Annotated in this window: 8 protein-coding genes; 4 read left to right on the top strand and 4 right to left on the bottom strand. The window is 71.2% G+C overall.

Translation table 11 applies throughout. The features are described 5' to 3' along the window. Positions 1-363: 363 nt before the first annotated feature. On the bottom strand, positions 364-3,723 hold the full coding sequence (locus tag KGQ19_RS17585) for an SH3 domain-containing protein (RefSeq protein ID WP_212010261.1): 3,360 nt from the start codon (positions 3,721-3,723) through the stop codon (positions 364-366). Between the two features lie 688 nt (positions 3,724-4,411). Continuing rightward, positions 4,412-5,569, bottom strand: a complete 1,158-nt coding sequence (locus tag KGQ19_RS17580) for a glycosyltransferase (protein ID WP_212010260.1) — start codon at positions 5,567-5,569, stop codon at positions 4,412-4,414. Between the two features lie 1,083 nt (positions 5,570-6,652). On the opposite strand from KGQ19_RS17580, the gene KGQ19_RS17575 reads away from it, so the two are divergent. Then, positions 6,653-7,204, top strand: a complete 552-nt coding sequence (locus KGQ19_RS17575; protein ID WP_212010259.1) for a YciI family protein — start codon at positions 6,653-6,655, stop codon at positions 7,202-7,204. On the opposite strand, the gene KGQ19_RS49695 is transcribed toward KGQ19_RS17575, so the two are convergent. Both KGQ19_RS49695 and KGQ19_RS49690 read right to left on the bottom strand, forming a co-directional pair. Beyond that, positions 7,177-8,076: a response regulator gene (locus KGQ19_RS49695; protein ID WP_307856439.1), complete on the bottom strand. Its 900-nt coding sequence runs from the start codon at positions 8,074-8,076 to the stop codon at positions 7,177-7,179. The two genes, KGQ19_RS17575 and KGQ19_RS49695, sit on opposite strands and share 28 nt — an antisense overlap. A gap of 62 nt (positions 8,077-8,138) precedes the next feature. Further along, positions 8,139-9,368, bottom strand: coding sequence for a sensor histidine kinase (locus tag KGQ19_RS49690; RefSeq protein ID WP_212010258.1), 1,230 nt, complete (start codon positions 9,366-9,368; stop codon positions 8,139-8,141). 144 nt (positions 9,369-9,512) lie between these two features. Here KGQ19_RS49690 and KGQ19_RS17560 point away from each other — a divergent pair, with 144 nt between their 5' ends. From KGQ19_RS17560 to KGQ19_RS17550, 3 genes are read left to right on the top strand one after another with little or no spacing between them, the layout of a single operon-like run. Continuing rightward, on the top strand, positions 9,513-10,502 hold the full coding sequence (locus KGQ19_RS17560) for an ABC transporter ATP-binding protein (protein ID WP_212010301.1): 990 nt from the start codon (positions 9,513-9,515) through the stop codon (positions 10,500-10,502). Then, positions 10,502-12,094 (top strand): ABC transporter permease subunit, encoded by a 1,593-nt coding sequence (locus tag KGQ19_RS17555; protein WP_212010257.1) that lies wholly within the window; start codon positions 10,502-10,504, stop codon positions 12,092-12,094. The genes KGQ19_RS17560 and KGQ19_RS17555 overlap by 1 nt, the downstream gene beginning before the upstream one ends. Next, positions 12,091-12,945 (top strand): ABC transporter permease, encoded by an 855-nt coding sequence (locus tag KGQ19_RS17550; RefSeq protein WP_212239138.1) that lies wholly within the window; start codon positions 12,091-12,093, stop codon positions 12,943-12,945. Before KGQ19_RS17555 ends, KGQ19_RS17550 begins: the two co-directional genes overlap by 4 nt. Positions 12,946-12,960: the final 15 nt, after the last annotated feature.

Genomic DNA, 12,960 nt, shown 5'->3' with positions numbered 1-12,960 from the left:
GACGTCTGGCGGCCATTCGCTGCCGTGGCCCACGCGGATTGGTCGATGGCGAGGATTCATCCATTCGGATTACGGCGCCGCTGCCGCGCGGGTGATACGGCTCGATCAGCTCGGCGGCCGGATAGCGGCGGTGGTCGAGCAGGCTGGTGAGCAGCCGCCAGGGTTCGGTGCGGACTGTGCCGTCGGCCAGTCAGGCTGTGACGGGCTTCTTGCCCGGTCCGGCTGTGCATCAGCGCCGGAGGCAGATGCGGGCCGACAGGCGGTTCGCCGTAGTGGTACTTGTTGGGCAAACAGTGCGTTGATGTGAATCACCGGAGGGGCTGAGAGCCCACGATGGGTTCTCAGCCCCTCCGCGCGATCGTCTTAGCAATAGGGCTCGATGGCCCCGACATTGTCTGCCCAGCGTGCCGGAATCCAGCCGCGGCCGTCCGAGAGCCGGTACCAGCGCGGATTGCCGCCGATGACCGTCGAGTTCACCTTGCAGGCGATGTTGACGATCTGCCCGCCCGGCAACGATCCGACAACCCGGTAGCCCATTCCCGGACCTGAGCGGATCGGAAGCGAGCTGGGCAGGATCCGCACACGGTAGGCCCAAACCCGGCCATGATTGCCGCCGGCGGGTCCGACGGCTCCCCGGTCGCCCTTGGGTCCGGCGGGTCCCGCCGGCCCGGTCGGCCCGGTGGGTCCCGCCGGACCGGGAGGCCCTGCCTCGGCCGTACCATTCGCGCCCGTCGTTCCGGTCGCGCCCTTGTCGCCGGTCGGTCCGGTCGAGCCCTTGTCACCGACCGGGCCCGTGGCTCCCGTCGCCCCGGCTGTTCCGACCGGACCGGTCGCACCTTGGTCTCCAGCAGCGCCCGTCGGCCCGGTCGCGCCCTGGTCTCCAGCCGCGCCGACGGGTCCGGTCGGGCCCTGGTTGCCGACAGCGCCCTGCGCTCCGGTCGGGCCGGTCGGGCCTTGGTCGCCGAGGGCACCGGTCGCGCCGGTCGCACCCTTATCCCCGAGGGCACCGGTAGCTCCCGTAGCGCCGGTCGGACCCTGGTCGCCGACAGCTCCAGCCGCGCCGGTCGCACCCTTGTCACCGGTAGCGCCGGTAGCGCCCGTGGCACCGATCGCGCCGGTTGCGCCCTTATCGCCGGTAGTGCCGGTAGCTCCCGTGGCGCCGGTCGGACCCTGGTCGCCGACAGCTCCAGCCGCGCCGGTAGCTCCGGTGGCGCCGGTCGGACCGGTCGGGCCCTGATCCCCGACAGCCCCAGTCGCTCCGGTTGCGCCCTTATCGCCGGTAGCTCCCGTGGCGCCGGTTGCGCCGGTAGCTCCTGCGGCGCCGGTCGGACCGGTCGGACCGGTCAGGCCTTGATCCCCGACAGCGCCGGTCGCGCCAGTTGCGCCAGTTGCGCCCTTATCGCCGAGGGCACCGGTAGCTCCTGTGGCACCGGTAGCACCGGTCGCGCCCTTGTCACCAGTAGCGCCGGTCGGACCGGTGGCCCCGGTTGGGCCGGTCGGGCCGACCGGCCCGGTCGCACCGCCCGGCAGCACGAAGGTCACGCCACTGGTGTCTGCTGACACCGGGCCGTTGTTGCTCGGGTCCGGGTCCAGGGTGTCGCTGGTGACGGATGCCGCGTTCACCGGAACGTTCGCGGCCGTGGACGACAGTGTCCCGGTGATGGCGATACGCGGGGCCTGCTGCGCCGCAAGCATCGGGAACTTGCAGGACACTGCCGTCGCGCCGCTGGGCGTGGCGGTGGACGTGCACGTTCCGTTGAGGCCCGTGTTGTTCAGGACCTGTGCCGTCGGGTTCAACACCGATGCCGGGACCAGATCGGTGACCACGGTGTTGACCGCCGCGTCGGGGCCGTTGTCCGTGGCGGTGATCTGCCAGGCGACCGAGCCGCCTCGGGAGATCTGCTTGGTGGTCATCACTTTCTGGATCGACATGTCGGCCGTGAGCTGTGTGATCGTCGGGGTCACCGGCGGTCTCGGGCCGCCCGGATCGGGGACCGTCGTCGTCGTGTCAGACCGCGACGATGCCGTGTTCCCCTGGTCGGAGCCGGTACCGGTGTAGGCCGGGTCCAGTTTGGCGGTGAACGTCCAGGACTTGGACGTGTTCGCGGCCAGCGACGGCTGCGGCCCGCAGCCCACGGTCGCGCCGTTGCCGCTCCCGGACGTGACCGCGCATCCGTCTGTCGAGGACACGAACGAGATCCTCGACGGCAGCACGTCCGTCGCCCTGGCGTTGAGCGCGACCGACGGCCCGTTGTCGGTCGTGGTGATCGTGTACTGGAACGTCTGCCCGGCCTTGATCGGGGTCGACGACACCGTCTTGGTGGTCGTCAGCTTCGCATCCGCCGCCGTCACCGTCTCCGGCGCGGTGTTGGTGGCCGTGCTCACCGTGGCTCCTGCCGAGGTGGTGGCCACGGTGCCGGACACGGAGGCGTTGTTGTAGGTACCGACCGCCTTGGTCGCGTCCACCGCTGCCGAGAACGTCAGCGTCGCGGTGCCGCCGGCAGCGATCCTGGACGGCGTCGCCCAGGTCAGGCTGTCCCCGCCGGTTGCCGTCGCCACCGTCGGGTCGGTGGTCGTCAGGCCCGACGACGACCCGGGTACGTAGCGGAACCCGGCTGGCAGCGTGTCGGCCAGCGTCGCCATGTCGATCGCGAACGGCGCCGTGTTCTGCGCCGTGATCGTGTACGCCACCGTGGTGCCCGCCGGTGTCGTCGTGGGTGTCACGGTCTTGGACAGCACCACGTCACCGCTGTTGACGTCGACGAACTGGGTGGTGGAGTCGATCCGGGTCGAGGAGTTCGCGGCGAAGGTCATGTCCCACGCCAGGGCGGCGCCGTTGTCCTGCTGGGTGGTGACGTCCGCGATCGTGTTCTGCGGACCGGCCGTCGAGGAGATGATGCCGCGAAGGTCGCTCGGCTTGCCTTCCACATAAGTACTGCCGGCCGTGCCCGGGATGAGCCGGATCGCCTGGCCGGCTTGGCCCGCGGGAAGCTTTGTGCAGGCCACCGCGGTCCCGGCCGGGACCGCGGTGGCGGCGCCGAACCCGGAGTCGAGCCCGTTGAGCAGGCAGTCCCCGTAGCGCACCACCCGGCCGGAGACCGCCGTGGTGCCGGTGTTGTTCACGGTGACCGACGTGCGGTAGAACCAGTCACCGTTCACATAGCTGTCGACCTGCGTCAGCCTGATCTGCGTGTTGGGGACCTGTACCACGGTCGTCAGGGTCCAGGGGTCGGCGGCCGTGCCCGAGCCGGCGCTGGTCGGACCGCTGACAGCCGTGAAGCTGGAGCCCGGGGAGTAGCTGGCGAAGAACTTGCCCCCGGTCATGAACGCGGTCCCGCAGTTCGCCGGGAAAGACGTCGCGGAGAACCACTGGCTGGTGCCCTTGACCTGGACCTGGCATCCGAGCTGTTCGTTCGTGGTGATCCGCGTCAGCGGAGAGCCCGAGTTCACATCGACCGCCGCCAGGTGCACTCCGCCCAACCGGGGACGCGGCGCGCCGCCGGTCCGGCCCGCAGCCCGACCTCCCTGGAGTACCGGATCCGGACCGCCTGCCGCGGCCGGCGCCTGCTCGGCCCGCGGAACCGCCGGCGCCACCGGGCTCCCGTTCGCGATCAGTGCCGTGAGGGCCGGAGCGGTATCGGCATAGCTTGGAGCAGCATTCACATAGAGCATGGCGGCGAGCGTTCCTACAGCGTAGGTCGCGAGCGGCACTCTTCGGCGCATTCGAATCCCCTAGCAATCAAGAGGTTGAGCCAGAGGCTTTGGCGCCCTGACCCCCCATGATCGCCGTCGCGTGAATACGGCCGACCGCCTTCGCGAACGAGTCGCGCCGAGTTCACTTGTTCGGCGCAGCCATACAATGCCATGTAAGGCATGTGCAGATGCTTCACCTGGAGGCGCCGTCGGTCGAGCCGGCGTCGCTGATGACCCAGGTGTCGATCAGACCACGCATCGAGGCCAGGCAACGCTCGATCACACCGGCCTCGTTCTTCACGATCATGCACAGGCAGACCGTCGGACGCACCGCCGCCCCGCGGCGTCTTCGGCCCGGCTAGACGGCATGTTCCTGGAAGCATGCCATTTACTCCCGAGGCCAAGTGCTGGCGCCTCCCCGCCGTCGCAGGGCAACACCAGTCGGCCGGGACGGGTCTCGCGAACCGTCCCGGCCGGTCGTCAACGAAAGTCAGTCCGGCCGGCGCCACATGGGGCAGTAAGTGTGGTCCCGTGGTTCAGCAGGCCACGACGACACTGGCAGGCAAAGGGCTCAGGCACCCAGGATCGTCAGGTCGAAAATGCCCGGATTGCTGAACACCGTTCTCCAGTCCTGTCCCAGAAAGTTGCTCCTGGTGATGATGAGCCTGTTGGAGCCGCTAGAGGAGGTGTTCCACTCGCTGCTAATCGGAACGGATTCTCATGCAATAGAGTCACTGAGGGCGTAGCGGCGGTTGGCCCGGGTCTGGTCGCGGTAGGCCGCGGGCAGGTCGGGCAGAGCCAGCAGCCGGTCGCAGGCATCCAGGCTGGCTCGGTGATCGCCGGTCCAGTAGGCGGTGATGGAGTACTCGAACAGAATGCCCCAGCGGTAGACCCAGGGCTGCACGAACAGCCAGTCGGCGGGGGCCGGTTGGTCCAGGGCCGCGGCGGCGAAGGCGTGGGCGGCGTGGTGCTCGCCGCGCAGCCGTAGCCGGGAGGCGAGTTCGTAGCTGGCTTCCAAGCGGGCCGGGCGGTGTTCCCAGGCTCGGATCAGTGCGTGTAGGGCGCCGGGCCAGTCGCCGGTGTCGGCTTTGAGGATGCCGGTTTGCAGGTGTGCGTAGTAGACCTCTTCGTCCCAGCCGCCCATGGCGGCCCGCTGCTGGTAGTACTCGATGGCCTCATCGGTGCGGCCCATGTCGCGCATGGTCTGGGCGAGGTAAAACACGGTGCGGGTGTTGCCGGGGTCGCGTTCCAGATCTGCGGTGAGCAGTCGGGCGTCGCGTTCGAACTTGTCGTGCCGGGAGCCACCGTCGGCGAAGTGCCGGACGGACAGTGTGTCGAGGTTGGCGGTCGGGCCTTCGCCGTCGGCGGTGAGGTATTCGTGGGTGACGCCGACGTAGCGCCACGGCAGGTCGGCTTTGACCAGGCGTTTGTTGCGGTATTCCAGGTCGCCGTCGTGGCGGATCATGTAGGAGTCCGCAGTCAGTCCGGGCAGCGGGCTGTGCCGGTCGATGACCATGTCGGCGTCCAGCAGCAACAGGTAGTCGGCCTTGCCCCGGGCGTGCCCGATGTTGAGGGTGCGGTTGTGGCCGAAGTCGGTCCACGGCTCCTCGTGCAGTTCGCCGGGGATGCCGGCCAGGGCGGTGCGGATCAGGTCCTGGGTGCCGTCGGTGGAGCCGGTGTCACTGATGACCCAGGTGTCGATCAGGCCGCGGGCCGAGGCCAAGGCGCGTTCGATGACTCGCGACTCGTTCTTCACGATCATGCACAGGCAGATCGACGGGCGTGTCACGGCCGCACCGACGGCCATGCCGGTCCCCTGCGCTTCGACCGTGTCCGGTCGGCTCACGGGGCTCCCGGTGTCAATCATGTCGTTCATGCCGTTTCTCCCCTGGTATCGGGTCCCGGCCGGTGGCGTCTGAGTGCCCTGCGTCCCGGAATGCGCTTTCGACGTCCATCGGGTGGTGTGGCTGCCGGCCATGGGGAACAGGGGGAGCGCCGCCCAGTGGGCGGGGTTCCTGGGGTGCCGCTCCGGGAGGGCGGCCGAAGCGGCGGCCGTCGCCTGGCTCCTATCCGGTCGGCAAGCAAATACCGTCTGCGGCGGCCCCACGGGCCCAGTCGGCCCCGTCGCGCCGGTGGCGCCGTTCGCTTCGGCGGGACCCGTGGCTCCGGTCGCGTCCTTCGCTCCGGCCGTGCCGTTGTTTCCCGCAGGTCCGGTGTCGCCCTTCGGGGCCCTGAGTTCCAGCGGTTCCGGTAGGACCAGTGGGGCCGACTGGACCGGTGTCTCCCTTGAGTGCTGCTACCTGAGCGGGATCGGGCGATCTTCGCCGAGCCCTGCGACGGGCCGGCCCGCAGGACCAGACCGCTGCCGGCGGTCACCGTCCCGGTCCCCTTCACCTGCGCCATCGCCGGACCCGCACTCAACGCCAGGCCCGCCGCCACAGATCCCACTACGACAACGCGGGTCATATGCCCCTGGGTCTTCGACACGCCCACACTTCCTCGACCATGACGAGGCTCAGCCGCAGCGGCGATCCGGAGGCATGCCAGACGCACCCGTCGCCCCACGGCACGGACACGACCAGTCAGCCGCACCCGCCCCCAGACCAGCCCACCCGACACGCGGCTTCAACGCCGAAGATCACCCATAGGGTCCAAGGCGCGGCGCGGACCAGAGCGCCACGGATGCGTTCTGCGTCCTGCGTCTCGCCGTCTCGCCGTCTCGTGCCACGTGCCACGTGTTACGTGCCACGCAATCTCCTTTTCAGCAGCTGCCGGTCGAACAGGCCAGCGCAGCGGTACCCGGCCAGGAACCTGACGTTCTCCAACACAGCTGGCACCGGTTCGCCGACGCGCCGGCTTGACGTCGACCACCACTGAGCCGGCATCGGTTAGCTGGGCTGCCGCGCCTCCGACGTCGGGGGTGCCTACGCGGCAGACCCGGGTGGTGAAGACTGCCCGCATGGATTTCTTCTGCTATCACCGCGACCGTGCCGCCTCGCTGGACCTGCGCATGGAACTCCTGGAAGACCACTGGTCCTACATGGACCGGTTCGCGCAGGAGATGATCGCGCGCGGGCCGACGTTCGTGGGGGAGGACGAGGTCCCGACCGGGAGCGTGCACGTTCTCACCTTGCCCGACACTGCCACGGCGCGCGCCTTCGTCTTCGACGAGCCCGGTTACCAGGCGGGTGTCTACCGGGATGTGATGTTGCGGCGGTGGCGGAACGACCTCGGGCGCACCATGTGGGAGTTCCCCGGCGGGGCGCCTGAGGGCGACGGGTATCTCGTGCTGGGGCTGGGGGAGGCGCGGCCGGTCGAGGAGGTTCCCGCGGCGCCGGACATCAAGGGTCTGATCACCTTCGGCCCGCTGTTGTCGGACGACGGCGGGCGGTGGCTCGGCACGATCGCCATGGTGCGCGCCCAGAGTTCCGAACAAGCGCGGGATGCGTTGCCTGGTAACGATTACGCCGAGGTCGAAGTCCATCAGTGGCGCTTCGGCGGCCGGTCCTGACCGTCGCCGCGCGGCACCACCAGCCCGGATTCGTACGCCGCGACCACCGCCTGTGTCCGGTCACGCAGCCCGAGCTTGGTCAGGATCCGGCTGACGTGGGTCTTCACGGTCTCGTCGGTGACGACCAGCTCGGCCGCGATCTCCGGGTTCGACAGCCCGCGGGCGAGCAGGAGCAGGACCTCGGTTTCGCGCGGGGTGAGGGCGATCAGGCCCTGACCCGGCAGACCAGGCTGCCTGGCGATGCCGGGGAGCGCCGCGGCGCCCGGTTGCCCTGCGAGGCCAGCCAGCCCAGCGGCGCCCGGCTGCCCTGCGATGCCCGATTGCCCTGTGACGCCCGATTGCCCTGCGATGCCAGCTTGCCCTGCGGTGCCAGGCTGATGCGCGGAAGCCACTGACCGCCGCGCATCACCGGTGGTCGGGCTCGCGGCGGGGTTCCCGCCTGCGGGCCGCAACCGGGCGAACTCGCTGATCAGCCGCCGCGTCACCCCCGGCGCCAGCAGCGCCTCGCCGGCCGCCACCACCCGCACCGCCTCGAAGAGCCGCTCGGCGGTGGCGTCCTTCAACAGGAAGCCGCTGGCCCCGGCGGACAACGCGTCGTAGACGTAGCTGTCGAGATCGAAGGTCGTGAGAATCAGGATCCTGGGTCCTCCGCCACCGCGCGCCTCGGCGTCCGCGACCACCTGGCGTGTCGCCTCGATGCCGTCCGTGCCGGGCATGCGCACGTCCATCAGCACCACGTCCGGCCCGACTTCGGAGCACAGCCGCACCGTCTCCGCGCCGTCGGCGGCGGTCCCCACGACCTCGAAATCCGCCTGCGTCGCCAGCAACGCGGCGAACCCCGTCCGCACCACGAGGTGGTCATCGGCGATCACGATCCGGATCGGCGGTGTAGGCGGCGTGGGCGGCGTGGGCGGCGCGGTTGGAACAGGCGACGTCACAGCGCACCCCCGTCGGATCCGTCCGCCGAACCGGCCGGCAGCTCCGCCTCGACCAAGAACCCGCCGGTCGGCGAAGGCCCCGCCGCAAGCCTCCCACCGACCGCCGCAGCCCGCTCCCGCATCCCCGCCACCCCGTGTCCGGCCGTCCCCGCCATACCTATATCAGTGACCTGACCTGCCTGATCCGCATCCCGAGCCGGCCCCGGTCCGCTGTCCCGGATCCGCAGGAACAGCGCCTCGGCCGTGAACCGCAGCTCCACATCCACCGGCGCCCCCCGAGCATGCCGCCGCGCATTCGTCAGCGCCTCCTGCGTGATCCGGTACGCCGCCAACTCCACCCCCGGATCCAACGCGGCCGGCGTCCCGGACACGATCAGCCGCGTCGTCGCGCCCGACGTACCGCGCGCGGCGTCCACCAACGTCAGCAACTGGTCCAGACCCGGCTGCGGATGCCGCTCCTCGCTCATGTCCGCCGGACCCGCGTCCTCCCGCAGCACCCCCAGCAACCGCCGCATCTCGGTCAGCCCGGCGCGCGCCGTGTCGCCGATCGCCAGCAGCCGCTCGGCTCCGGCGGGCGGCATGCCGGGCGTGGCCAGGCGTGCGGTCTCGGCCTGCACCGCGATCATCGAGATGTGGTGCGCCACGACGTCGTGCAGTTCGCGCGCGATGCGGGCCCGCTCGCCGCGTGCGGTGTGTTCGACCAGCGAGCGGGCCACTGCCTCCCGCGCCGCCTGGTGGATGCGGGCCTCGGCGCGCGCATGAGCCGCGTTGCCGGCGAAGACCGCTGCCGGGGCCAGGGCGGTCAGCAGGACTGCGACGACTCCCGCGTCCGAATTGCGCGACTCGCACAGCGCGATCACCGGGAACGGCAGCGACAGCACCACAGCCGCGATTCGCAGCCACTGCTGTTGTCGTGCCTCCGCGCCGCCCAGCCGATACATCGCCAGGACCACAGCCGCCGCCGACGCCACCGGCAATGTGCCGGTGATCGTCAGCGCCAGCACCGTGGCCGCGACCACCGCGGTCGCCGCGCCGAACGCGCCGAGGAAGCCCAGCGGCGTCGTCGCGCACAACGCCAGGAACGCCGATGTCAGCAGCACCCCCGACGAGCCGGTCCGATGCACCGCCCCGCGGATCACCGTCTCAAGGAGCGCCGCGCCGGCCAGCCACGGCATCGCGCCGTGAACTGTCTGTCCGCCCTGTCCGGCGCCGCGTTCCTGAAGCACGGTGCCTATTCTGATCGACCCCGCGCCCCGCGCACCTCCCCCAAGGCAGTGACAGTCGTCCCCCACGCGGGGGACGCCCTAGACCGCTCCTGCGCGGGACGATTCCCACACCACCGGCTTCCTAGCCTTCAGGACATGACAGCCATGACAACCGGCACCACCGATCCACCGCCCGCCATAGCGGTCCAAGCTCTGCGCAAGCGCTTCGGCGCGACCGCGGCCCTCGACGGTATGTCCTTCGACGTCGCCGCCGGGAAGGTCACCGGTTTCGTCGGGCCGAACGGGGCCGGCAAGAGCACGACGATGCGCGTCATCCTCGGGCTGGACACGCCGGACGAGGGCCGGGCGCTGATCGGCGGCGTCCCCTACAGCAAGCTGCGCCGCCCGCTCGGCCACATCGGCGCGCTGCTCGACGCCGCCGCGCTCCAGCCCGGCCGCAGTGCCCGCAACCACCTGCTGTGGCTGGCGCACTCGCAGGGCCTGGGCGCCAAGCGGGTCGATGAGGTGGTCGCGGCCTCGGGCCTGGCCAGCGCGATCAAGCGCAAGGCCGGCGGCTACTCCCTCGGGATGCGCCAGCGGCTCGGCATCGCCGCCGCCATGCTCGGGGACCCGCCGGTGGTGATGCTTGACGAGCCGTTCAACGGCCTGGATCCCGAGGGCATCTTCTGGATCCGCGGCTATCTGAAGGCACTGGCCGCCGAAGGCCGCGCGGTGCTGGTGTCCAGCCACCTGATGAGCGAGCTGGAAGGCTGCGCGGACCACCTGGTCGTGGTCGGGCGCGGGAGGGTGATCGCGGACACCGGCGTGGCCGAGCTGATCGCACGCTCCTCGGGCGGTCGGGTGGTGCTGCGGACGGGGGCGCGCGCCGAGGCCACGACCGCGCTGGCCGAGGCCGGCGGGACGGTCGCGGTGACCGGGCCGGACACGTTGACCGTGGACGGCCTGAGTTCCGAGGCTGCTGTCAGGATCCTGAATGCCAACGGGGTCCCGTTCGCCGAGTTGTCCGCGCATCGGGCCTCGTTGGAAGAGGCCTATATGGACCTCACCCGGGACTCGGTGGAGTTCCGGGCCGCGACGACTCAGACATCGACCCCGACATCGACCCCGACATCGACCTCCGGGGAGGTGGCCTGATGTCCGGCCGTGACGGCTTCGGCCGACTCGTCCACGCCGAGTGGACCAAGCTGCGCACCGTGCGCGGCTGGGTGATCGGGCTGGTGGTGGCCGCGTTCCTGACGGTCGGCTTCGGGATGCTCGGCCCGATGGGCAGCCAGATCGCCTGCGACCACGTCAACGACGCTCCGACCCACTCCTGCCACATGAGCGGTCCGCCGAAGGACGCGACCGGCCAGGAGGTGGACGACCAGTCCACGTTCGTGCACCGCACGCTGACCGGGGACGGCAGCATCACCGCGCGCCTGACCGCGTTCGACGGGCTGTACTCGCCGGACGGCGGCGGCCCCGCCGATGCGACCAGCCCGACCGCCGGGATGACCTCCGGCCTGCAGCCGTGGTCGAAGGCCGGGATCCTGGTCAAGGACGGCACGGCTACCGGCTCCGCGTACGCCGCGGTGCTGGCCACCGGGACCCACGGCGTGCGGATGCAGTACGACTACACGCACGACACCGCCGGCCCGAACGTCGCCGTCACCTCCGGTGCGCCCCGCTGGCTGCGCCTGACCCGCGCCGGTGACACGCTGACCGGCTACGAGTCCGCCGACGGCGCCACCTGGACCGAGATCGGCACCGCGGACCTGGCGAACCTGCCGCAGAGCGTGCAGGTCGGGGTGTTCGCCACGTCGCCGGACTTCGCCGTCGTCAAGAGCTCCTTCGGCGGCAGCTCCACCAACACCGGCCCGAGCCTGGCCACCGGCACCTTCGACCAGATCGCGGTGACCGGGCAGACCGCAGGGGACTGGACGGTCCCAGCGATCGGCAGCGCCGCCGCCGCGGATGGCGGGCCGGGCGCATTGCAGGGGCCTGAGGCGGTAGCGGGTGCGGTGCCGAGCGGCACCGGCGGCTTCACCGTCACCGGCACCGGCGACATCGCGCCCTCGGCCCCGGGCGAGGGGGCGGGCAAGACGCCGGAGAGCTCCCTGGCCGGCACCTTCGGCGGGCTGATCGCGGTGATCGTGGTCGCCGCGCTCACCATGACCTCCGAGTATCGCCGAGGCCTGATCCGCACCTCGCTGGCGGCCAGCCCGCGACGCGGCCGGCTGCTGGCGGCCAAGGCGGTGGTGCTGGGCGGGGTGTCGTTCGTGGTCGGGCTGGTGGCCGCGGCGATCGCGGTGCCGGCGGTGACGGCGGTGGAGCACAGCAAGAGGTTGTACGTGTACTACGCCTCGACCCAGACCGAGATCCGCATGGTGGTCGGCACGGCCGCGCTGCTGGCCGTCTCGGCGGTGTTCGCGCTGGCCGTCGCCACCATCGTGCGGCGCGGCGCGGCGGCCGTGGCGGCGGTCATCGTCGCGATCATCCTGCCCTACATCCTGGCCGTCGCCTCGGTCCTGCCGGCCGGCGCCGCGCAATGGCTGGCGCGGGTCACGCCCGCCGCCGCGTTCGCGGTGCAGCAGACGGTGACGGCTTGGCCGCAGGTCTCGGCGTCCTACACACCGACGAACGGCTACTTCCCGCTCTCGCCGTGGGCCGGACTGGGAGTGCTGTGTCTGTACGCGGCCGTCGCCTACGCCGTCGCGCACCGGCTGCTGCACCGGAGGGACGCGTGAGCGGCGCCGGGGCTTCTAGCAGCGCCGGGACTAGTAGTGGCGGCGGGAGGAGCGGCGGCGCGAGCAGCGGCGGGAGCGTGTTCGCCGACGCCCTGCACGCCGAGTGGACCAAGCTGCGCACCGTCCCCGGCACCGCATGGCTCCTGGCCGCGGCCGTGATGCTGACCCTCGCCCTGAGCGCGACCTCCTCGGCCACCGTGACCTGCGACGGAACCCACTGCGGCGAGGACCCCGCCCGGGTCGGCCTGCTCGGCGTCCTGGCCGGGCAGGCGGTGGTCGCGGTGCTGGCCGTGCTGGCCCTGGGGGAGGAGTACGGCACCGGGATGATCCGCCTGACGTTCGCCGCGATGCCCCGGCGCGAGGCGGTGCTGGCGGCCAAGGCCACCGTGGTCGCGGCCGTGACCGCCGCCGCCGGGCTGCTCGCGGTACTCGCCTCGGCACTCGTCGCGCTGACGCTGCTGCCCGGCAACGGCTTCACAGCGGCCAACGGCTACCCCCACCTCGCGGGCGGCGCGACCCTGCGCGCCGCCCTCGGCTCAGTGCTCTACCTGGTCCTGATCGCCCTGCTCGCGGTCGGCGTCACGGCCCTGCTCCGGGACTCGGCCGCCGCGGTCGGGACGGTACTCGGGCTGCTGTACCTGTTCCCGATCCTCGCCCAGGTCATCTCGAACCCGGACTGGCACCGGCACGCGATGCAGCTCTCGCCGATGCAGGCCGGACTGGACGTCCAGACCACGATCGACCTGGCCGCCCAGCCCCTGTCGCCCTGGCAGGGGCTCGGGGTGCTGGCGGTGTGGGCGTTCGGGCTGCTCGGGGTCGGCGGGGTGGTGATGCGGGTGCGGGACGCTTAGGGGGTTGGTTGGTTG

The organism is Catenulispora pinistramenti, assembly GCF_018274385.1.
Taxonomy (GTDB): Bacteria; Actinomycetota; Actinomycetes; order Streptomycetales; family Catenulisporaceae; genus Catenulispora; species Catenulispora pinistramenti.
The sequence above is the reverse complement of the archived record's forward strand: the minus strand, read 5'-3'. Positions and strand labels throughout refer to the sequence as shown.